The following is a 19,900-nucleotide window of genomic DNA, read 5'->3' as shown; positions in this document are numbered from 1 at the left end:
TGCCAGCCCGGCTTTCGCATGTCAGCCCTTCAGAGGGGAGAAGAAACCGGGGGGGGGAAGACATGGCGGAGGCCGCGGATCTCGGCATCGGCGAAGGGCGGGCGATGGCAGCCCATCCGCTCAGGTCGGCGGTGCTCGCCGAGTTGCATGCGCGCCCGTTTTTTCCGGCCACCACCCCTCGGCGCTATCTTCACGTGGCCTTCCTCACCGATCCCGCGCATCCCCAAGCGGCGCGGGAAGGAGTGGAGGCCTTCTGTGGCGAACGCGGCGTCGCCGGTCCCGCGCCGGGTGCCAAGCATCACCGCGTGGAACTTGGCGGGGCAATCCTGCGGTGGGAGAGCCATGCGGAGTTCTCCACTTATACCTGGGACCTGCCCTCCACGGAGCTCGCGCCGGGCCTCCTGCCGTTCCAGCCTTCCGCCCTGGCGCTCGCCAGCCCGCTGACCCAGATCCCGCAGCCCGGTCCCCTCCTGGTGGCCGTGGACCTGCACCTGGTCACCGATACGGCCGAGGATTTTCATCTTGAAGCCGTGTTCGATCCCGCGAGCCTTGCCCGCTCGGACGTCACGGACGGGGCCGCCGAGATTGCCACCGACTTCAAGCCCGATCCCTCTGGCTTCGTCCGCATCCTGGTGCGGGACCGGGGCCTTGGAACCGAGGCGGCCGGTGCGCTTGTGCAGCGCGTGCTCGAGATCGAGACCTACCGGCTGCTCGCCTTGCTGGGCCTGCCAGAGGCGCAGCGGCTTGGCCCGGACATCACCCGCATTGAGGCGCAGCTCGCCCGCATGACAGGGGAGATGCGCCATTCCGAGGGATTGGCGGGCAATGCGCGCATGCTGGATGAACTGGTGGTGCTCGCCGCTGAGCTGGAGGCCGGCGCTACGGCTTCGCTGTTCCGGTTCGGCGCCAGCCGTGCCTACCATGACATCGTGAAGCTGCGCCTGGCGACAGTTCGGGAGCAGCCGATCCCCGGCTTTCCCACCTGGCAGCAATTCCTTGACCGGCGGATGGCACCAGCCATGCGCACCTGTGCCGCGGTGGAAGCGCGCCAGGCCGATATCTCCGCCAAGCTCGCCCGTGCCGCTGACCTGCTGCGCACCCGCGTGAACGTGGAAGTGGAGCAGCAAAACCGCGATCTGCTCGCCTCCATGAACGAGCGCACCCGATTGCAACTGCGTCTCCAGCGTACAGTAGAGGGGCTGTCGGTGGCGGCCATCAGCTATTATGTGGCAAGTCTCGTCCATCTGACGGCGGAGGGCATTCACCAGAGCGGCATCGACCATGACCTGGGCTTTGCCCTCAATCCCGGCTTCGTGACGGCCTTGGCTGTCCCCGTCGCCGTGCTGTTCGTCTGGAACGTGGTGCGACGCATCCGACGCGCCCACGGCGACCACGACTGAGGTGGCAGCGCGATGATGGCTACCGCCGCCGCGAGGGAGGTGCCCGCGATGGCGGTCCGGTGGCGTCCACGCTTGAAATCGCATTCGACCCGTCCGCCCCTGCGGGCGATATCTGAAGCACGAACGGTTCCGGATCGGTCGCTGAACGCGCTCCCGGTTGGCGCCGTGTCGAGGAGAACAAGCCTTGGACTTTGAAGTCGAATACAACAATCGCGCCCGGGTCCCGAACTGGGCGGACATCTTCGCCGACTGGCAAGGGCGTTCCGCGCGGCTGCGCGGCGCGGCGGTAGCGGCGGACCTCGGCATCCCCTACGGACCCACCGCGCGGCAGATTCTCGACATCGTCTGGCCCGAGACCGGGCGGGACGCCCCGGTGGTGCTGCTGATCCATGGCGGCTACTGGCAATATATGCACCCGCGGGACCTGACCTTCGCCGCCGAAGGGCTGCTGAAGAATGGCGTGGGCGTGGCGCTGGCGGGCTACGACCTCGCGCCCGACGTGCCGCTCGATACCATCGTGAGCCAGCTGCGCGGTGCGGCTGTGTGTCTCTACCACCGCATCCGCCGCCGCTTCGCCGTCACCGGCCATTCGGCGGGGGGTCATCTGGCGGCCTGCCTGACGGCCACGCGCTGGAAAGATCTCGACCCCCGTGGACCGGACGACATCGTCCCGGCCGGCGCAGGGATTTCCGGCGTGTATGAGGTGGAGCCGCTGGTCCAGACCAGTATGAATGACCGCCTGCACCTGACCGCCGACGAGGCCCGCCGCCTGTCCCCGGCCTTGTGGGAGGTGCCGCAAGGCCGGCACTTCGAGACCTTCACTGGCGGACTTGAGAGCGCAGAATTCCTGCGCCAAGGCCGCGATCTCGCCGCCGCCTGGGCCGCGCAGGGCGTCGTGACCGCCGCCCATGCGGTGGAGGGCACCAATCATTTCACCGTGGTGGAGCAACTGGCCGATACCGGCACGCCTCTCGTGGCCTGCCTCGCGGACATGGCCCGCGATGCCGCGGCCCGGGCCTGAACGGCGCCAGGGCCGGGCCATGGGAGCGGCGGTGTTTGCCGCCCTGCTCACGGCGGGCGGCGGATGGGCGAGCGAAGCGGTGCCGCCGGACAGCGCGGTCATTCCGCTGCTGGCGCGGCCCGGCGAAAGCGGCTTTGCCAATTTCATCGCCGTCTCGGTGGGGGGCGGGGCGCCAGGGGGCGTGCTGCTCGATACCGGTTCCACGGGCCTGCGCATGCGCGCCGAGGCTCTGGGGCAGCAAGTGGAGCTCACCAACGTCCCGCTCACCTATTCCTACTCCAGCGGCAATGTGCTGACCGGCGTTCTGGGCTATGCGCGGGTGGGGTTTCCCGGGGCACAGCCGGACGTCGCCACGTCCGCGCCGATCGCAGTGCATGTGGTCAAGTCCATTACCTGCAAGCCGGAAGTGCCGCGCTGCCCCGGCTGGGCACCGCAGCAGATGGGTGTGATGGGGGTGGCCTACAGTCCGCTGCCGGTCTTCAATCCGCTGGCGCAGCTACCTGGGAACCTTGGCTCCGGCTTCATCGTCGTCGCCGACGACAAGGCCGATCCCGGCGTGCAGCCGCATCTGGTGGTGGGGCTGACGGCCGAGAACAGTGCCAGCTTCAAGCGGGCCGCCTTCGCGCCGGCGCAGGGGGGCCAGCCAGCGGGGTTGAAGGCCTGGAATACCAAGTCCATTCGCACCTGCTTCTCCGTCGATGGCGGCCCGGAGGGCTGCTTTGCGACCGTCTTCGACACCGGTGCGGGGAGCGGCAGTTTCCAGACGCCGGACCTGCCGGCTGCCTGGCTGCACAGTGCTGTGCCGCGCGGGGCGCTGGTGCGTACGCGCGTCGAGGGCGTCATGGAGCTGACCATAAAGGCCGGGCGGCAAGTGTGGACGAACCGCTATCGTTACGCTCCGCCCCATGGCAGCGTGAAGGGCTTCAATTCGGGAGGCCTTGTCTTTCGCCATTTTCAGGTACTGTTCGACGCCGTGAGAGGGGAAATCGGCTTCCGTGCAGGCCCATGAGGAAAGAGCGCGGGTGCGCTTCCCCTACGGGCAGGCCAACACTAGAGTGATCGCGACAGGACGGTTCTGAATACCGTCGCCCGCCTTGGCGCTCCTGCTTCGCCTGCCGGACGCCGTGCACATGAGACCCGGCAGAAAGTGGGCACACATGCCTTTCTCCAAGTCCGCCGACACCGAAGCCAATCTGAATGTGCTTCTCGATCTGGTGCGGGCGGATGCCACCCCGAACATCAATCGCCTGTGGGCGCTGGCCAAGGACATCGAGGCCATCAAACTCAACGTGAAGTTCTTTGGCTATGAGCTGGCCCGTGAGCTTTACGAGGCGCGCGCGGGTGCTGCACCCGATGAGCCCGGCGTCGTTGGCCTGTGCAGCAAGCCCTCCACGCAGGCGGACATTGAGGCACCCTGGGTGTCCTATTGGAGCGCCCGCCTCGGCATGGCGCCGCTCTATCATCGCAAGGTCTGGGAGCTGTGCTATGTGATGCAGGCGCTCTGCGAGCGCGGAGCGCTGGTGGCCGGTGCGCGGGGGCTGGGCTTCGGCTGCGGCCAGGAGCCGCTGCCGAGCGCCATGGCTGCGCTGGGCATCGATGTCACTGTGACCGACCTCGACCCGGCCGAGGCTCTGGCTCGGGGCTGGATCACCACCACCCAGCATGCCAGCACCCTCGACCACGCCTTCAAGCCCCATCTGGTGGACCGTGACACCTTCGAACGCATGGTGCACCTGAAGTTTGTGGACATGAACGCCATCGACCGCGCCTTGCGCGGCTTCGACTTCTGCTGGTCCATCTGCGCCCTGGAGCATCTCGGCTCCATCGCCAACGGTCTGGCTTTCATCGAAGCCTCGCTTGATACGTTGAAGCCGGGCGGGATTGCGGTGCACACCACCGAATTCAACTTCCTGCGCGACGACGCCACCATCGACAACTGGCCGACCGTCCTTTTCCAGCGCCGGCATTTCAAGGATCTGGCGGCGCGCCTTGTGGCCAAAGGACATGAGGTTGCGCCGCTGGACTTTGATGTGGGCGCCGGGCGGCTCGACCGGTTCATCGACGTCCCGCCCTATGCGGACGACCTGCCGGCGAGCGTGCCCTCCTGGCGGGAGGCACCCCAGCATCTCAAGCTGATGATTGACGGCTTCGCTTCCACCTGCTTCGGCCTCATCATCCGCAAGGCCAGATAGGGCGTCCGCACTCATTTCCGCCGTCGGCCCGGCCTCGGTTGAACCCGGGACCGCGAGGCTCTATGCGCAAGGATGAGATCCCGGCGCATGCCGGGCGAAGCTGCGGATTTGCCATGCCCTCCTCGTCTTCCGAAAAGCCGCCGATCCAGATCGCCATCGTCCCGGTGACGCCATTTCAGCAGAACTGTTCCATCCTGTGGTGCGCCGCCACCGGTCGCGGCGCGGTGATCGATCCGGGCGGTGACCTCGACCGCATCCGCTCTGCGCTGGCGGAAACCGGCATCACGGTGGAGAAGATCCTCCTGACCCATGGCCATGTGGACCATGCAGCGGGCGCGGCGGCGCTCGCGGAGAGCCTGGGGGTGCCCGTTGTCGGCCCCAATGCCGCCGACCAGTTCCTGATGGACGACCTTCCGGCCTCGGCCGCGCGCTTCGGCCTGCCGGATGCGAGGCCAGTGACGCCGGACTTCTATCTGTCCGAGGGCGATACGGTTCAGGTGGGCGATTTGGTGCTGGACGTGCTTCAGGTGCCCGGCCACACGCCTGGCCATGTGGTGTTCGTCCACAAGCCCACGTCGGTGGCCATTGTCGGCGATACGCTATTCCGCGGCTCCGTGGGACGGACGGATTTCCCCTATGGCGACCATGACCTGCTGATCCAGGGCATCCGGGAGAAACTGCTGCCGCTGGGGGACAGCATGGTGTGCCTGCCGGGCCATGGGCCTGTGACCTCCATTGGCGACGAGCGGGCCACCAACCCCTTTATCGCGGAATAGGTCGCCTAAAGGTCGAAACCGAGCTGCCTGGGCTTCGCCGCGACAGGGGAGGGCGCAGGGGCGACCGCCTTCTGAGCTGGGCCCGTGTAGGCTGAGGGCTGAGTCTCCGCCGCGTCGAGGCCGTCTTCGCGCTTGCCGTCCGCGACGATCTGGAGCGCCCCGTCGGTCAGCGGGCGCTGCAGGTGGCGCGCCTCGTCCCATGGCGCGCGCAGCCAGACCTCCAGCTCCTCCGGCGTTGTGAGCAAGACTGGCATGGCCTTGGGATGGATGGGCGCCACCTCGGCATTGGGAGGGCAAGTCGCGAAGGCGAAGAGCTGGTGCTCGCCCTCCTCGGGGGCGGCTTTCGGGCCTCGCGCCCCGGTCCAGGGCCGCCAGAGGCCGGCAAAGGCGAAGAGGGGCCGCGACGGATCGAGCGCGAACCAAATGGGCCGCTTCGTGGGCCCCTTCATGTTCCCCTCGCCGGCCCGTTCATCATATTCGCAGAAGCTGGTCGCCGGCACGAGGCAGCGCCGCTCCGGCTTGGTCCAGGGCATCCAATAGCGACTGACAAGGTTGCGGGCATTGGTCACCGGACGCGTGCCGAGGCCGGGCGCTGGGGGAAAGCCCCAGCGCATGCGCGTGAGTTCCCTCACGCCATCCGGTGCGGTCCAGACCACGGGCGCCATCTGGTCCGGAAAGATGGCGGAATGGGGCGGCAGATTACCCGTTGCATCCCGCATGGCGCGGCTCCAGGCGAGGATCGCCGCCTGGCCCTTCACCTCGCTGTAGAGATTGCACATGGCGCGCCTCCTCAGGCGGCGCGGTTGGGGCGCTTCGCGAGCGCCACCTTGTTCCGGCCCGATGTCTTGGCATCATACAGGGCAAAGTCCGCCCGTTCGATGATGGCATCAAGATCCCTGTCGGAGAGGTCGGCGATGGCCACCCCGATGGAGACGGACACCCTTATGTCCTGTCCCTCGAAAGTGACCGCCTGGGCATTGATGCCGACGCGGATGCGCTCGGCCAGAGCGAGGGTGCCGGCCTCGTCCACATTCATCAGCAGGGCGACGAACTCCTCGCCTCCGAACCGTGCCACCCGATCCTGCACGCGCAGATTGGCGCCGATGGTGGCGGCCACATAGCGGATGACCGCGTCGCCGGCCGCGTGCCCGTAGGTGTCGTTCACCGCCTTGAAGTGGTCGATGTCCGCCATGAGGATGCCGAGGCTGTCGGTGCTGCGGGTGCCCTGGAGGGCCCCCTCTGCCATGGACAGGAACGAGCGGCGGTTCAGGAGCCCTGTGAGGGGATCAGTATCCGCCAACTGCCGCAGCGCCTCCACCTCCTCCTTGTGCGCCTGCTGTGTGGTCAGGAAGCGATGCTCGGCGATATCGAGACGGCGCAGCAGGGCGCGCAGTGCGCCCGACAGATGCAGCACGTCGAGGCTCCCGCTCACCCTGGGCAGCATGGTCATAGCGGGATCGCGGCCGATGGCTTGGGCTGCGAGGGTGAGCTGCTGGAGAGGGCGCGAGAGGACCCGGGTGAGCGCGAGTGCGAGCGCGATGCTGACCAGCAGCACCAGCGCCCCGATGCCCAGAATCGAGGCCGCGATCCGGTTCGCGCCGCCGAAGGCTTCGGCGGCATCCTGGCGTGCCACCACCACCCAGCCCAGCGCGGCAATCTGCGGCTGGCTGTCGATGCGCGCAAAGCCCGTCAGGATGCTGGCGTCGCCGTCATTTTCTTCAAGGGTGCCATTGTTTGCCGACCGGAAGCGTGCCATCTGCTCCGCCCCATAGGGGGAGGGGCCGGTGTCCCGGCCGGACAGGATGGTGCCGTCCGCGCCCAGGATCCAGATTTCGAGACCGGGCGCGTCATCGAGCGCTCGCCGGCGTGCCGCATCCGCCCAAGAGAAGGACAGGTGCGCCCCGATGACCCCGAGCAGGCGGTCATCGGGCGAATAGACAGGAAAGGAGACATCGACGAAGCGATGCGGCGTGCCGTCGGGACGCGGCGGCAGCAGCCGCTCCAGGGCCGGTGCCACGTTCACATCGCCGACGAACTCGCCTTTCACACCATTCCTGAACCAAGGGCGATGGTCGACATTCTCCCCCTCCAGCAGCCCCTGAGAGGCCGCCACGACAACCCCGTTGGGGCGGGCAAAGCCGATCCAGGCATAGACGGGCATCATCCTCTGGAGTTGGCTCAGCACGGACCGCATGGAGCTGACGCCCGACTCCCATGCCGGCATCAAGGGCTGCATGTCCGCCAATTGCCGGATGTCGGAAAGACGTTCGCTCAGGTCGCGCTCCAGTTGCCCCGACAGGGAGGCCGCCACCCGCGCCATGTCGGCGCGCACATGGCCGCTCATCTCCTGACGGCTGACGCGGGCCGAAAAGATGGCAAGGCCGGAAAGCCCGACCAGGCAGATGAGGGCGACCACCAGGCTGATCTGCTGCGCCATGGGCATGCGATCTTGCACCCGGCGGACGCGATTCTTGAAGCCATCCAGCAAAGTATGCCCGCTCCCCGCGCGGTCGGGTTGACGTTTCCCTCAGTTCACGACCGTGGGGGCTCGCCGACCGCCCGTCAACGGCATCGGTGGCGAACCTTTCACACCTTGCGCCCCCAGGGTGTCGTGGGCCTTGCGGGGCGCGAGGCGTGCACCACCATCAGCTCGCCCACATTCTCGGGGGTGAGAAGGCCGACCAGCCGGCCACCCGTGTCAGTGACCCCGATGGCCGGCGCGCGCGACTGGGTGATGAGAGTAAGGGCCGCATCCAGGCGGGCACGGGCATCCACGGTGGGAATGTCGGCCTGCATCACCTCGATCACGGCGGTCGCGGGTCCCGGGTCCTTCAGGGCGCGGATCATGGCGTCCCGGGTGAGAAGGCCGCGCAGGCGCCCGGAGCCGTCCACCACGGGGAACTCCTTCTGGGTGGTGCGGATGAGCTCTTCCACCGCGTCGTCGACGGTGGCCTGCGGGCCCAGCGTCTCGAAATGGGTGATCATGGCATCGGAGACGATGAGCCCGCGCGAGGCTTCCTTCAATTGCACCTGTCCCGCCTCGCCGGAGGCCGCCAGGAACACGAAGACGCCGATGATCATCAGCATGGGGTTGGTGAAGATGCCGATGAGGCCGAGCGCCACCGCCAGCGCCTGGCCGATGCTGGCGGCGGCGGAGGTGGCCCGGGCAAAGCCCATCCGCATGGCGAGGAGCGCCCGCAGCACCCGTCCGCCATCCATGGGGAAGGCGGGGATGAGGTTGAACAAGACCAGGAAGATGTTGGCGCCCGCGAGCTTGGCCAGCATGGAGGTGGCGGGATCCTCAATCTTCATCAGTTCGTCGGGATTGGTGGTGGCGCCCAGAACCAGGATGAGCACCAGCGCAATCACCACGTTCACCGCCGGCCCCGCTATGGCGACCACCAGTTCCTCGGAAGGCTTTTCGGGCATGCGCTCCAGGCTGGCGATGCCGCCGAAGGGCCAGAGCGTGATGTCCGGCGTCTTCACGCCGTAGCGCCGGGCCGCGAAGACGTGGCCGAATTCGTGCAGCAGCACGCACAGGAACAGGAGCGCCACGAAAATCACGCCGTCCCACGCAGCCTGCGCCCCACCCTGCCGGTAATAGGCCGCCCAGATCCACACCAGGAAGAGCAGGAAGGTGACGTGGATGCGAACGGCGGTGCCGCCAAAGCGTCCGAGGGTGAGCGACCAGGGCATGCCAATCTCCGCAGGGTGCAACCTTCAGATAAGGCCCTGACCCTGCGTCGCCAATGCGACAGGTGACACAATCCGCAAATGCCAGGGAAGAGGGAGTTGGGTTGATAATAAGGGAAACTTACATTATGTTCTCCTGGCTATGGATGAACTCCCCCTCGGTTTCCTGTTGGTCGACACGGCGCGCCTCTACCGCGCCCGCATTGACCGCGCCTTCGAGCAGGCAGGGCTCGGCCTCACCGCCGGGGAAGCCCGCACCCTCGCCCACGTCAACATCAATCCCGGCCTGCGTCAGGGCGCCTTGGCCATTCGCATGAATGTGGAGCCCATGACCATGGTGGGCTTCCTCGATCGCCTGGAGGCGCGCGGCCTCGTGGTGCGCGAGCCCGACCCCACCGACCGGCGCGCCAAGATCGTCTGCCTGACGCCCGAGGCGCAGCCCCTGCTGGAACGGGTGATGGCTGCCGCCGCGGTGGCCCGGGGCGACGCGTTGGCGGGGCTGACGCCCGCCGAGCGGGACGTGTTCCGGGACATGCTGACGCGGGTGCGCGCCAATCTGTGCCAATCCAACCGGGGGGAGGAGCCGTGACCTTGCTCGCCCCCGCGCCGAAACCGGTCATGACCGAGATGCGCACCGCCATCATCGGCGCGCTCATCATCGTGCTCGGTCCCATCAGCATGTCGCTCTACACGCCGGCCCTGCCGGCGCTGGTCCATGCGTTCGGCACCACCGCCTCGGTGATGAAGCTGACGCTGAGCGTATATTTCTGCGGCTTCGCCTTTTCCCAGCTCATTTGCGGGCCGCTCTCTGATGCCTATGGCCGGCGACCGGCCGCCATCGGCTTCTTTTCGCTCTATGTGGTGGGCAGCATCGTCGCCGCCAGCGCGCCGGACGTGACCTGGCTCATCATCGGCCGGGGCCTCCAGGGCATCGGCGTTGCCGCCGGTCCGGCCATCGCGCGGGCCATCGTGCGCGACCAGTTCACCGGGCAGGCCTCCGCGCGCATCCTCAACCTTATCGGCACCATGCTCGCCATCGGGCCGGCGCTGGCGCCGACCATTGGCGGCGTCATTCTCAGCACGCTCGGCTGGCAGCCGATCTTCTATGTGATGGTCATGTACGGCGTGCTGGCGATGGGCCTGCTTGTCCTGGCCGTGCCGGAGACCAATGCGGCGCCCGACCCGGCCAATGCGCGCCCGCTCCAGGTGCTGCGCAATTACGGCGCGCTGGTCAAGGATTCCGGCTTCATGCGCGCCAGCCTCATGATCGGCTTCTCGCTGGGCGGCATCTATTCGCTGGCGGCCATCGTGCCGTTCGTGCTGATCGAGACCGTGGGCCTGACGCCCACCCAGTTCGGCTATGCCATGGTGTGCCAGACCGGTTCCTTCATGCTGGGCACCATTGTGGCCGGCAAGGTGATGAAGCGTGGTGTGGACGCCAATCGCCTGGTGCCGGCGGGCCTCGCTTTGGTGCTGGCCGGTGGCGCGACCATGGCGGCCTTGCCCTGGTTTTTACCCTATAGCTTTCCGACCGTAATGGGACCGGTGGCCCTGTGGGCCTTTGGCGTCGCTTTGCTGCTGCCCGGCGGCACCACCGCGGCGCTCTCCGGCTTTCCCACCATGGCTGGATCGGCGGCGGCCCTCATGGGCTGCATGCAGATTGGCGGCGGCTTCCTGGGATCGGCGGTGGCGAGCCTCTTTTCCGATCCCGCGCGAGCCCTTGGCGTCGTTGTGCCGGTGATGGGCCTCATCTCCTGCGCCGCCTACGTGCTGCTGAAGCCGAAGCCCCTCCCGGCCTCCGCGCCGCCCGTGGACGAGGCCGATCTGGAGATCGCCACCGACCCGGTGGGGCTCATCGGCGCGGCGGGCGACGAGATCGAGGCCGAGGTGTTCCGCAAGTCGGCGTGACCCTGTTCGCTCACGAAAAAGGCCGGCGCCGCAGATGCGGGCCGGCCTTCTTTGTGGGACGGAAGCCGAGACGCGGGTCAGACGCCCGTCTTGCGGGCGCGCGCGCCATAGGTGCGCAGGCGCAGGGCGTTCAGCTTGATGAAGCCGGCCGCATCGCGATGGTCATAGGCCACCGCGCCTTCCTCGAAGGTCACCAGGTCCTGGTTGTAGAGCGAATAGGGGCTGGTGCGGCCGATGACCGACACATTGCCCTTGTAGAGCTTCACCTTCACCGAGCCGGTCACATATTTCTGGGACAGGTCGATGGCCGCCTGGAGCATCTCGCGCTCGGGCGAGAACCAGAAGCCGTTATAGATGAGCTCCGCATAGCGGGGCATCAGCTCGTCCTTCAGGTGCGCCGCGCCGCGGTCGAGCGTGATGCTCTCAATGCCGCGATGGGCGGCCAGAAGAATGGTGCCGCCGGGGGTCTCATAGACGCCACGCGACTTCATGCCCACGAAGCGGTTTTCCACCAGGTCGAGCCGGCCGATGCCGTTCTCCTTGCCGAGCGCGTTGAGGCGCGCCAGCAGGGTCGCCGGGGAGAGCGCTTCCCCGTCGATGGAGACCGCATCGCCCTGCTCGAAGCCGATATCGATGATGGTCGCCTGGTCGGGCGCCGCCTCGGGGGAAATGGTGCGCTGGTAGACATATTCAGGCGCATCGTCCGCCGGGTCTTCCAGCACCTTGCCCTCGGACGAGGAGTGCAGCAGGTTCGCGTCCACCGAGAAGGGCGCCTCGCCGCGCTTGTCCTTGGCGATCGGGATCTGGTGGCTCTCGGCGAACTCCAGCAGCCGGGTGCGCGACGTCAGGTCCCATTCGCGCCAGGGGGCGATGACGGTGATTTCCGGCTCCAGCGCGTAATAGCCGAGCTCGAAGCGCACCTGGTCGTTGCCCTTGCCGGTGGCGCCGTGGGACACCGCGTCGGCGCCCACCTTGCGGGCAATCTCGATCTGCTTCTTGGCGATCAGCGGGCGGGCGATGGAGGTGCCGAGCAGGTACTGGCCCTCATAGACCGTGTTGGCGCGGAACATGGGGAACACATAGTCCCGCACGAACTCCTCGCGCACGTCCTCGATGAAGATGTTCTCGGGCTTGATGCCGAGCAGCAGGGCCTTCTCGCGCGCCGGGGCCAGTTCCTCGCCCTGGCCGAGATCGGCGGTGAAGGTCACCACCTCGCAGCCATAAGTGGTCTGGAGCCATTTCAGGATCACGGAGGTGTCGAGCCCGCCGGAATAAGCAAGCACCACCTTCTTCACGTCGCGCGCCATCGTTTCTCTCGGATGGATAGGGGCCGGAAAAGTCGGGCGGACTATAGGCCGGAGCCGCGCCGTGGCAAGGGGAAGCGCGCAACCACCGTCCGCAGTCCCCGCCAGGCCTGCTTGAACGTCCAGCGCATGAGGCGAAACAGCCGCAGCACGAGCGCATGAAGGCCCCACCCGCAGGCGCCAAGGAAATCCTCCACCCGCGCGTCCGTCGGTGCACCGCGCCGGGTGAAGATCAGCCAGCGGGCCAGCGCGATGACGAGTATGGTCAGCACCGCAGAGAAGGCGACGTCGGTGAAGAAATGGCCGCCAAACGTGATGCGCAGGCCCCCGGCCGCCGTGCCAAAGGCGGCAGCGGCGAGCAAGGCCGGGCCGCGATATGGGGCGGGGACGAGGGTTGCGGGGGCGATCATCCAGAAGCCCAGCGCCCCTTCGCCCGACACGAAGGAGCAGTTGGTAGGGCAGGCCCCGCCGGCCGCATACCAGGGATTGAACACGTCCTTGCCGCCGAAGGTCTCCACATGGACCGGCCGCGGGCGGCCCCAGTTTTCCTTCAGGATGCCGTTAACGAGGAGCCCCGGCGCGAGCGCCATGGTCAGGGCCAGGAATACCGCCGGCCGCGCTGGCATGAACATGCGCCCGGCGGGGAAGATGAGCTTGAGCAGGATGGCCGCGAAGGCCGGGCCGGCGAACAGCCAGGGGATGATGTTGCCGGCCTTGCGCAGCCATTGGCCCCAGGGGGTGGCGGCCAGGTAAAAATGACCGGCGGCCTTGTCCCAGAACCAGCCGGTGATGGCGAGGTCCCATTCCGGGAAAACCGTGAACAGGATGGCGACCGCCGCGCCGGCCACAAGGGCAAAGAAGACCGTCAGCTTCACCGGCACATCCGCATCGTGTTTGCACTTTCCTTGATCTTCGCCCTTGCGGAGGAACCGGACGGGTCGCAAGACTTCCGGGCATATAGTGCGTGAGCGGCCGGGAGGGAAGCCGAGCCGCTGCGGTTTGGGCTCGCGCAGGGGAGCGCCGGCCAGACACGGGGAACGACCATGGCCAAGGCTTCGCTGGATTTCTATTATGAATTCGCTTCGCCCTATTCCTATCTGGCAGCGGTGCGAATCGGGCCGCTGGCGGAGCAGGCCGGCGTGCATGTGAACTGGAAGCCCTTCCTGCTCGGCCCCATCTTCGCCGCTCAGGGTTACGCGACATCGCCCTTCAACGCCTTTCCGCTCAAGGGCCAGCACATGTGGCGCGACCTGGAGCGCCTGGTGGCGCGCTACGGCCTGCCGCCCATCCGCAAGCCCGAGCCTTTCCCCGTGAATGCCCTGCTTGCGGCGCGCGTCGCCACCTGGCTGAACGACGCCTCCCGCCCCTCCTTCACGGTGGCGGCCTTCAAGGCCGAGTTTGCCGAGGGACGGGACATCACCGATCGCACGGTGGTGGGGCAGTTGCTCGCGGGCCTTGGGCACTTCTGCGAGGATCTGTGTGCGGAGGCGGAGAGCCAGGCGGTGAAGGATCGCCTGCGCGCCACAACGCAGGAGGCGGAGGCCGCCGGCATTTTCGGCGCGCCGTCCTTCATTACGGCGGACAAGGACCTGTTCTGGGGCAATGACCGGCTGGAACAGGCTCTGGAGCATGCCGTGAGCCTCGCTCATGGACGGCTCGCGTCCGTCAAATAGGCTTGGGTTCGCCTCCTCCTCAGGCTGGGCCGTTGGCTCCGGGTGTTCCGCTCGCCGGCGGGGGCGGGCGGTGGGGCGTGGACAGAACCGGTTTCCAGAAGCCGGCCGACCAACCGGCGGTGAGCCAATAGGCAAGCCCGCCGGCAAGGCCCGCCGCCAGGATGTAGAAGGGGTCGGCGATCGGGGCCATCTCGCCGGAAAGGCGCGGAAACAGCGCCGCGCCGGCAAAGGCCGACACCGCGCCATTGGCCACGTGGAACATCCAGGAGCGCACGGCGAAAACCTCTGAGAGGAGGACGCCAATGGCCCCCACCAGCCACATGGTGGACACCAGGAACATGACCAGGAAGCCGGCCGCGAACAGCGCGTCCAGCAAGGCGAACATGGTTTCCGGATCGCCGCCGGGCACGGCGGCGAAGAGGGCGCCGACACGCCACTGGCCGAACAGGATGACCAGCGCACCGGCCGTCAGCGCAGTCACGAAGCCCGCTGGCACGAGCACCAGGCGCAGGAGAAGACGGAAGAAGCTGTCCATGCGCCCATCAGGCCGGGTGGTGGCAGACGGCTTCGATATTGTGGCCGTCCGGGTCGAGGATGAAGGCGCCGTAGTAATGGGGATGATAGTGCGGCCGCAAGCCCGGGGCACCATTGTCCCGCCCGCCAGCGGCGAGTGCGGCGGCGTGGAATGCGTCCACCTGCGTCCGGCTTTCGGCCGCAAATGCCACGTGCACATGAGTCTCGGGCGCCTGCGTGCGGCTTGAGCCCACGGTCGAGCCAATCCAGAAAAAAGGTTTGCCGCCCTGGCCAAACCCGGCATGGGCGCCGGCGCCCGTCTCCTGGGCGCTCACTTCCATCACCACCGAGAGGCCAAGGGGAGCCAGGGTTGCGGCGTAGAAGGCACGGGAGCGGGCGAAGTCGCAGACCGGAAGGCCGATATGGTCAAGCATGGGAGCCGTTCTCCTGCCACTGCATCCTCCACAGCCTCGCGCCAGCTTGCGCTGCTACGCGTGAAGGAACCGTGTGGCGTGAGGCATCCTATGAGCATCTATCTGGGTTCGACGACCCTCACCTACAACTACCTGAACAAATCAGGCACGAAGGCGCTGGACCAACACGCCAAGGAGCCCATCGTCAAGAACGAGATCGCCTATTTCGAGGCGCAAATGGGCAAGATCAAGACGGTGGATGCGTTCGTGAAGAACTACCGCGTCTTCAATTTCGCCATGAAGGCCTATGGGCTGGAGGACATGGCCTATGCCAAGGCCTACATGAAGAAGGTCATCACCTCCGACCTCTCCGACAAGACGAGCTTCGCCAACAAGCTCGCCGATTCCCGCTTCACCAATTTCGCCAAGGCGTTCGGCTATTTGAACGGCACCTCGCTTGCCACCGCCGCCCAGCCCTCGGACGTGGTGAAGGCCTATGTGCAGCAGAGCATGGAGGATGACCTGGGCGCGACCGACCAGGGCGTGAAGCTGGCCCTGTATTTCAAGCGCATGGCTCCCACCGTGAAGAGCGCCTACGGTCTGCTCGCAGATACTGCGCTGTGGAAGGTGGTGAAGACCGTCTATGGCTTTCCCACCGAGATGGGCACGGCGGACATCGACCAGCAGGCCAAGGCGGTGAAGGCACGGATGAACGTCGCCGATCTCCAGGATCCGGCCAAGGTCGACAAGATCCTGAAGCGCTTCACCATCATGTGGGATGCGACGGAAAACACCGCGAGCAGCCCGGTGCTGCAACTCTTCAACAGTGGCAGCACCGCCAGCTCGGGCTTCACCAGTTCTCTGATCAACCTGAAATATGGCGGCTGAGACAGCGCCGGATCACTCCGCCGCCGCGGCCATGGCGCGCAAGGCCAGGCGCTCGCGGGCGGAGAGCTTTTCCGTCTCGCTCTTCAACTGGCCGCAGGCGGCCAGGATGTCGCGGCCGCGCGGGGTGCGCACGGGGCTGGCATAGCCGGCGCGGAACACGATGTCCGAGAAGCGCTCGATGGTCTCCCAGTCCGAGCACTCATACTTGGTGCCGGGCCAGGGATTGAACGGGATCAGGTTGATCTTGGCCGGCACACCTTCCAAGAGCTTCACCAGAGCCCGCGCGTCGGCGGGGCTGTCATTGACGCCCTTGAGCATCACATATTCGAACGTGATGCGCTTGGCGTTGGAGGCGGGCGGATAGGTGCGGCACGCCTCCATCAGCTGGGCGATGGGATACTTCTTGTTGATGGGCACCAGCACGTCGCGCAGATCGTCCCGCACCGCATGAAGCGAGATGGCGAGCATGGGCCCCACGTCGCGGCCGAGCCGCTCGATCTCCGGCACCACGCCGGAGGTGGAGACCGTGATGCGTCGCTTGCCCAGACCGAGCCCGTCCCCGTCCGCCAGGATCTCGATGGCTTCGGCCACCGAATCATAGGCATAGAGCGGCTCGCCCATGCCCATGAAGACGATGTTGGTCACGAGCCGGTCGCCTTCCGTCGGCAGGCCTGGCCCCACGGCACGTTCCTGGCCGGGATAGTCGCCCAGCCGGTCGCGGGCAACCAGCACCTGGCCGATGATCTCGGCGGCGGTCAGGTTGCGCACCAGCCGCTGCGTGCCCGTGTGGCAGAAGGAGCAATTGAGCGTGCAGCCCACCTGGCTGGAGACGCACAGCGTGCCCCGGTCGCGCTCGGGAATATAGACCGCCTCCACCTCGTGGGGGCGCTCGCCGGGGGTCTCGGCGGGCAGGCGCAGCAGCCATTTGCGGGTGCCGTCCTGGGACACCTGCTCGACCACGATCTCCGGCCGCGCAAGGCCGTAGCTCTCCGCGAGGCGCGCCCGCAGATGCTTGGAGACGTTGGTCATTTCCTCGAAAGTGGTGGCACCGCGCAGATAGATCCAGTGCCAGAGCTGGTTCACGCGCATACGCCGCTCGCGCTCGGGCACGCCGATGGCGCCCAAGGCAAGGTTCAGCTTCTCGCGGCTGAGGCCGGCGAGGCTCGGCAGTGCGGCGCCCGCCGGAACCGGCGCCGAAAATTCTTCGATCATGCGCGTCATGAGGCCACACATAGCGTTTTCCAGCCCCCACCGCCACTGCGGCGCGCGCCCGGCTCGCATGTGCGATCCACAACCCGGCAGGGTCGGCCGTTATGGCGGGCGTTCAGCGGGTGACGACCGTCCTCACTTGCACTCCTGCGCCACCCGGTCGAGCGCCTGGCTGATGCCGGAGAGGGAGTATTTGTCCGTGGTGGGATTGCCGCGGGTGGATGTGGAGACCACCGTCACGTCCTTGCCCTTGCGGATAGCATCCACCAGCTTGCCCTCATCCGCCACGTTGCGCACCCAGGCGCCGTCTTCCTTGGTGTAGAGCATGAAGGTCTGCGAGCCGACGGTAAGCTTCGCCTCGCTGCCTTCCTTGAGCGGGAAGCCCATCTTCAGGCTCACCTCGTTGGTGACCTTCTCGCCCGGACGGGTGGAGATGAAGAAGAAGGCCGGGTCCCGCTTCAGCCCACCCGGCAGGCGATCCTTCGGCTGGGAAATGGCGTAGCAGACCTTGGAATTGCCGCTGCCGCTGGCATAGACGTTCCAGTCGCCGAACTGAGCCACCGCCTTGGGCTGGGGCGCCTGGGCAAGAGCGCCACCGGTGGCCGCCAGGAGGAGAGCGGCGCCGAGGATGGCGGAACTTGCACGGAAAGGAGCCATGACGTCACCTTGTTGGCTGGAGGGGCGGCCGCAGGTGTCCCTGCCAGCTCGCCCGCTGCGTCTCTGGGACGTCCCCTAAAGGTGGACGCCGACCAAAAAATGGCACACAGACAGTTTGCCGTTTCCTTAACACAAGTCGTGCCAATGCCTAGCGCCATGCTGTGGATGGCGCCATTGGGGCCAAAACGGGAGAAGAATCACGATGAAGGCCGTTCTGTGCGTCCGTCATGCCCCCGCCGAGGATCTGGAGTTTTTGGACCTGCCCGATCCCGTGCCCGGCCCCGGAGAGGTGGTGGTGACGGTTGCCGCGGTTGGCCTGAATTTCTTCGACACCCTCATCATCCGTGATCTCTACCAGTACAAGCCGGACTTGCCCTTCTCGCCCGGGGGCGAGTTTTCGGGCGTGGTGTGCGCGCTCGGCGAGGGGGTTACCGAGGTGGCGCTGGGCGAGCGCGTGGCGGGCTACGTCACCTATGGAGCCGCGCGCGAGAAGGTGGTGGTGCCGGCCAACATTCTGGCGGGGGTGCCGGATGGGCTCGACATGGTGCGCGCTGCCGGCCTCACCGTGACCTATGGCACCTCGCTCTATGCGCTGCGGGACCGGGGCGAACTGAAGCCCGGCGAGACCCTGGCGGTCCTGGGGGCGGCCGGCGGCGTGGGCCTTGCGGCGGTGGAACTGGGCAAGATCCTCGGCGCGCGGGTGATCGCCTGCGCCTCCTCGCCGGACAAGATCGACTTTGCCAAAGCCCACGGCGCCGACGAGGGCATCGACTACACCCGGGAAGACCTGAAGGCTGCCCTCAAGCGCCTGGGCGGCGAGACGGGCATCGACGTGGTCTATGACCCCGTGGGCGGCGAGCAGTCAGAGCAGGCGGTACGGGCGCTGGCCTGGTTCGGCCGGCTCCTCGTCATCGGCTTTGCCGCCGGCTCCATCCCCAAGCTGCCGCTCAACCTGCTGCTGCTCAAGAATTGTGATGCCCGAGGCGTTGCCTTCGGCACCAATGCCCGCCGCGATCCCGCCTGGATGCGCGCGGCTATGCAGGAGTTGTTCGGCTATGCGGTGGAGAGGCGGATCTCCGCCCATGTGGACAAGACCTTTCCGCTGGAGCGCTGCGCGGAGGCGCTCGGGGAGATTTCCGGGCGCCGGGTGAAGGGCAAGGTGGTGCTCACCACCGGCCTGTGACGCGGAGGGCCGGCGGTCAGCCGCCGGCCTTCAGGTCGTCCAGCGCCTCGCGCGCCGCATCGCGGTGCGTCGGGGTGATGTGGGACGACAGGAGCTTGAGCGCCGTGAACAGCACCGCCGCATCATCGCCGAACCCGATCACGGGAAGGATGTCCGGCGTCAGGTCCGCCGGCAGCACGAAATAGGCGAGCGTGGCCAGGAGCCCCGCGCGCACCTTCAGCGGCGTGTTGCGATCAAACGCCGCGAAATAGGCGGCCACCGCCTCCTCGGCGAACGGCACCGAGGCGGCCGTGCGCCGGATCTTGTGCCAGAAGCCGCGCTTCACGCGCGCCTCGTCCGCCCGTGCGCGGGAGGCCTCGGCGGCATCCTCAGCCTCAAGGCGGCTCCAGTCGGTGGGGTCGGAAGACGAGTGAATCATGAAATTCAGATGGGGAGTGCGCACGCGGGCGCAAGAGGCGCCCCATCAGGCCAGAGGATAGGCCGCCTCCACCAGATAGGGACCGCCGCCTACCGAATCGCGGGACGAGAACAGCACGAAGCGCGGCACCTGGAAGGCCGGGCTGCGATAGGCCCCCCGCATGGACAGATAGTCCGCCACCTGCCGGCTGGAGGCGTCTCGCAGCCGGGCGAGGGTGACGTGGGGCTTGTAGGAGCGGTCCGGCGACAGGCCGAGGCGCTGCATGATCCGCTCATGCTCGGCCTGCAATTCCAGCAGGGCGTGGTTGGCGCGCACCGCTGCGAACAGCGCCCGGGGCCGGTTGCCGCCAAACTGGTCCAGGCCATCCAGCGCCAGCTCGAACGAGCGCCGCCGCACCTGGCCAAGCATGTACATGATCTCACGGCCCAGGCCGTCATCCACGTCGCCGACAAAACGCAGCGTCACATGGTAGTTTTCCGGATCGATCCAGCGCGCGCCCGAAAGGCCGCCGCGCAGCATGGACAAATCAAGGCCAATCGGGGCGGGAACCTCGATGGCGGTGAAGAGCCGCGGCATGTGCGCCTCCTACTCCCCCCGCCGCCCGGCCGCCCGGATCACGGACCGCACCGGCGGGGCAATGTCTGCAGTGAAT

At 67.1% G+C, this 19,900-nt stretch carries 21 protein-coding genes; 10 read left to right on the top strand and 11 right to left on the bottom strand.

Annotated elements, in window-relative coordinates; translation table 11 throughout:
• Positions 1 to 62: 62 nt before the first annotated feature.
• The 5 genes from J5J86_RS02210 (at position 63) to J5J86_RS02190 (ending at position 5,389) form a co-directional block, all read left to right on the top strand.
• Positions 63 to 1,400: a DUF3422 family protein gene (locus J5J86_RS02210; protein WP_209103267.1), complete on the top strand. Its 1,338-nt coding sequence runs from the start codon at positions 63 to 65 to the stop codon at positions 1,398 to 1,400.
• 184 nt (positions 1,401 to 1,584) lie between these two features.
• Entirely contained in the window at positions 1,585 to 2,421 is an 837-nt protein-coding gene (locus J5J86_RS02205; RefSeq protein WP_209103266.1) for an alpha/beta hydrolase, read from the top strand.
• 19 nt (positions 2,422 to 2,440) lie between these two features.
• Complete coding sequence (locus J5J86_RS02200) at positions 2,441 to 3,430, top strand: hypothetical protein (protein WP_209103265.1); 990 nt, start codon at positions 2,441 to 2,443, stop codon at positions 3,428 to 3,430.
• A gap of 148 nt (positions 3,431 to 3,578) precedes the next feature.
• Complete coding sequence (locus J5J86_RS02195; RefSeq protein WP_209103264.1) at positions 3,579 to 4,613, top strand: class I SAM-dependent methyltransferase; 1,035 nt, start codon at positions 3,579 to 3,581, stop codon at positions 4,611 to 4,613.
• A 113-nt stretch (positions 4,614 to 4,726) separates the two neighbouring features.
• A complete protein-coding gene (locus J5J86_RS02190) occupies positions 4,727 to 5,389 on the top strand; it encodes an MBL fold metallo-hydrolase (RefSeq protein ID WP_274706662.1) in 663 nt (220 codons plus the stop codon).
• A gap of 5 nt (positions 5,390 to 5,394) precedes the next feature.
• Here J5J86_RS02190 and J5J86_RS02185 read toward each other — a convergent pair whose 3' ends face one another.
• The 3 genes from J5J86_RS02185 to J5J86_RS02175 form a co-directional block, all read right to left on the bottom strand.
• A complete protein-coding gene (locus J5J86_RS02185) occupies positions 5,395 to 6,168 on the bottom strand; it encodes an SOS response-associated peptidase (RefSeq protein WP_209103263.1) in 774 nt (257 codons plus the stop codon).
• 11 nt (positions 6,169 to 6,179) lie between these two features.
• On the bottom strand, positions 6,180 to 7,826 hold the full coding sequence (locus J5J86_RS02180) for a sensor domain-containing diguanylate cyclase (protein WP_209103262.1): 1,647 nt from the start codon (positions 7,824 to 7,826) through the stop codon (positions 6,180 to 6,182).
• A gap of 149 nt (positions 7,827 to 7,975) precedes the next feature.
• Positions 7,976 to 9,085: a site-2 protease family protein gene (locus J5J86_RS02175; protein ID WP_209103261.1), complete on the bottom strand. Its 1,110-nt coding sequence runs from the start codon at positions 9,083 to 9,085 to the stop codon at positions 7,976 to 7,978.
• A gap of 139 nt (positions 9,086 to 9,224) precedes the next feature.
• Between J5J86_RS02175 and J5J86_RS02170 the strand changes: the two genes are divergently transcribed.
• A complete protein-coding gene (locus J5J86_RS02170; protein ID WP_209103260.1) occupies positions 9,225 to 9,671 on the top strand; it encodes a MarR family winged helix-turn-helix transcriptional regulator in 447 nt (148 codons plus the stop codon).
• Complete coding sequence (locus tag J5J86_RS02165) at positions 9,668 to 10,990, top strand: multidrug effflux MFS transporter (RefSeq protein WP_247657914.1); 1,323 nt, start codon at positions 9,668 to 9,670, stop codon at positions 10,988 to 10,990. The genes J5J86_RS02170 and J5J86_RS02165 overlap by 4 nt, the downstream gene beginning before the upstream one ends.
• 77 nt (positions 10,991 to 11,067) lie before the next feature.
• Here the strand turns inward: J5J86_RS02165 and J5J86_RS02160 are convergent, their stop codons facing one another.
• Together J5J86_RS02160 and J5J86_RS02155 are read right to left on the bottom strand one after the other, a co-directional pair.
• Positions 11,068 to 12,297, bottom strand: a complete 1,230-nt coding sequence (locus tag J5J86_RS02160; RefSeq protein ID WP_209103259.1) for an argininosuccinate synthase — start codon at positions 12,295 to 12,297, stop codon at positions 11,068 to 11,070.
• 41 nt (positions 12,298 to 12,338) lie between these two features.
• A complete protein-coding gene (locus J5J86_RS02155) occupies positions 12,339 to 13,169 on the bottom strand; it encodes a phosphatase PAP2 family protein (protein WP_209103258.1) in 831 nt (276 codons plus the stop codon).
• A 168-nt stretch (positions 13,170 to 13,337) separates the two neighbouring features.
• Between J5J86_RS02155 and J5J86_RS02150 the strand changes: the two genes are divergently transcribed.
• A complete protein-coding gene (locus tag J5J86_RS02150) occupies positions 13,338 to 13,967 on the top strand; it encodes a 2-hydroxychromene-2-carboxylate isomerase (RefSeq protein WP_209103257.1) in 630 nt (209 codons plus the stop codon).
• 19 nt (positions 13,968 to 13,986) lie between these two features.
• On the opposite strand, the gene J5J86_RS02145 is transcribed toward J5J86_RS02150, so the two are convergent.
• Together J5J86_RS02145 and J5J86_RS02140 are read right to left on the bottom strand one after the other, a co-directional pair.
• Positions 13,987 to 14,502, bottom strand: coding sequence for a hypothetical protein (locus tag J5J86_RS02145; protein ID WP_209103256.1), 516 nt, complete (start codon positions 14,500 to 14,502; stop codon positions 13,987 to 13,989).
• 7 nt (positions 14,503 to 14,509) lie between these two features.
• Positions 14,510 to 14,914, bottom strand: a complete 405-nt coding sequence (locus J5J86_RS02140; RefSeq protein ID WP_209103255.1) for a VOC family protein — start codon at positions 14,912 to 14,914, stop codon at positions 14,510 to 14,512.
• Positions 14,915 to 15,004: 90 nt separating this feature from the next.
• Here J5J86_RS02140 and J5J86_RS02135 point away from each other — a divergent pair, with 90 nt between their 5' ends.
• Positions 15,005 to 15,781, top strand: a complete 777-nt coding sequence (locus J5J86_RS02135) for a DUF1217 domain-containing protein (protein WP_247657912.1) — start codon at positions 15,005 to 15,007, stop codon at positions 15,779 to 15,781.
• Between the two features lie 12 nt (positions 15,782 to 15,793).
• On the opposite strand, the gene rlmN is transcribed toward J5J86_RS02135, so the two are convergent.
• Together rlmN and J5J86_RS02125 are read right to left on the bottom strand one after the other, a co-directional pair.
• Positions 15,794 to 17,002, bottom strand: a complete 1,209-nt coding sequence (gene rlmN / locus J5J86_RS02130; protein WP_209105185.1) for a 23S rRNA (adenine(2503)-C(2))-methyltransferase RlmN — start codon at positions 17,000 to 17,002, stop codon at positions 15,794 to 15,796.
• A 123-nt stretch (positions 17,003 to 17,125) separates the two neighbouring features.
• Positions 17,126 to 17,647, bottom strand: coding sequence for an invasion associated locus B family protein (locus tag J5J86_RS02125; RefSeq protein WP_209103254.1), 522 nt, complete (start codon positions 17,645 to 17,647; stop codon positions 17,126 to 17,128).
• 202 nt (positions 17,648 to 17,849) lie between these two features.
• Here J5J86_RS02125 and J5J86_RS02120 point away from each other — a divergent pair, with 202 nt between their 5' ends.
• The gene (locus J5J86_RS02120; protein WP_209103253.1) at positions 17,850 to 18,830 is read left to right on the top strand and encodes an NADPH:quinone oxidoreductase family protein; all 981 of its coding nucleotides are present in this window, start codon (positions 17,850 to 17,852) and stop codon (positions 18,828 to 18,830) included.
• A gap of 16 nt (positions 18,831 to 18,846) precedes the next feature.
• Here J5J86_RS02120 and J5J86_RS02115 read toward each other — a convergent pair whose 3' ends face one another.
• On the bottom strand, positions 18,847 to 19,248 hold the full coding sequence (locus tag J5J86_RS02115) for a YkvA family protein (RefSeq protein ID WP_209103252.1): 402 nt from the start codon (positions 19,246 to 19,248) through the stop codon (positions 18,847 to 18,849).
• Positions 19,249 to 19,293: 45 nt separating this feature from the next.
• The gene (gene thpR / locus J5J86_RS02110; RefSeq protein WP_209103251.1) at positions 19,294 to 19,824 is read right to left on the bottom strand and encodes an RNA 2',3'-cyclic phosphodiesterase; all 531 of its coding nucleotides are present in this window, start codon (positions 19,822 to 19,824) and stop codon (positions 19,294 to 19,296) included.
• Positions 19,825 to 19,900 lie beyond the last annotated feature (76 nt).

The sequence above is a fragment of the Aquabacter sp. L1I39 genome (assembly GCF_017742835.1).
In the GTDB taxonomy this organism is placed as follows: Bacteria; Pseudomonadota; Alphaproteobacteria; order Rhizobiales; family Xanthobacteraceae; genus L1I39.
Note: the sequence above shows the minus strand (reverse complement) of the source record. Positions and strands in the feature narration are given on the sequence as shown.

Coding starts and splice junctions, on each gene's coding strand:
- J5J86_RS02180 (WP_209103262.1), bottom strand. CDS start 7,826: ATGGCGCAGCAGATCAGCCTGGTGGTCGCCCTCATCTGCCTGGTCGGG.
- rlmN (WP_209105185.1), bottom strand. CDS start 17,002: ATGACGCGCATGATCGAAGAATTTTCGGCGCCGGTTCCGGCGGGCGCC.
- J5J86_RS02200 (WP_209103265.1), top strand. CDS start 2,441: ATGGGAGCGGCGGTGTTTGCCGCCCTGCTCACGGCGGGCGGCGGATGG.
- J5J86_RS02125 (WP_209103254.1), bottom strand. CDS start 17,647: ATGGCTCCTTTCCGTGCAAGTTCCGCCATCCTCGGCGCCGCTCTCCTC.
- thpR (WP_209103251.1), bottom strand. CDS start 19,824: ATGCCGCGGCTCTTCACCGCCATCGAGGTTCCCGCCCCGATTGGCCTT.
- J5J86_RS02150 (WP_209103257.1), top strand. CDS start 13,338: ATGGCCAAGGCTTCGCTGGATTTCTATTATGAATTCGCTTCGCCCTAT.
- J5J86_RS02170 (WP_209103260.1), top strand. CDS start 9,225: ATGGATGAACTCCCCCTCGGTTTCCTGTTGGTCGACACGGCGCGCCTC.
- J5J86_RS02175 (WP_209103261.1), bottom strand. CDS start 9,085: ATGCCCTGGTCGCTCACCCTCGGACGCTTTGGCGGCACCGCCGTTCGC.
- J5J86_RS02185 (WP_209103263.1), bottom strand. CDS start 6,168: ATGTGCAATCTCTACAGCGAGGTGAAGGGCCAGGCGGCGATCCTCGCC.
- J5J86_RS02120 (WP_209103253.1), top strand. CDS start 17,850: ATGAAGGCCGTTCTGTGCGTCCGTCATGCCCCCGCCGAGGATCTGGAG.
- J5J86_RS02145 (WP_209103256.1), bottom strand. CDS start 14,502: ATGGACAGCTTCTTCCGTCTTCTCCTGCGCCTGGTGCTCGTGCCAGCG.
- J5J86_RS02190 (WP_274706662.1), top strand. CDS start 4,727: ATGCCCTCCTCGTCTTCCGAAAAGCCGCCGATCCAGATCGCCATCGTC.
- J5J86_RS02195 (WP_209103264.1), top strand. CDS start 3,579: ATGCCTTTCTCCAAGTCCGCCGACACCGAAGCCAATCTGAATGTGCTT.
- J5J86_RS02115 (WP_209103252.1), bottom strand. CDS start 19,248: ATGATTCACTCGTCTTCCGACCCCACCGACTGGAGCCGCCTTGAGGCT.
- J5J86_RS02160 (WP_209103259.1), bottom strand. CDS start 12,297: ATGGCGCGCGACGTGAAGAAGGTGGTGCTTGCTTATTCCGGCGGGCTC.
- J5J86_RS02135 (WP_247657912.1), top strand. CDS start 15,005: ATGAGCATCTATCTGGGTTCGACGACCCTCACCTACAACTACCTGAAC.
- J5J86_RS02210 (WP_209103267.1), top strand. CDS start 63: ATGGCGGAGGCCGCGGATCTCGGCATCGGCGAAGGGCGGGCGATGGCA.
- J5J86_RS02140 (WP_209103255.1), bottom strand. CDS start 14,914: ATGCTTGACCATATCGGCCTTCCGGTCTGCGACTTCGCCCGCTCCCGT.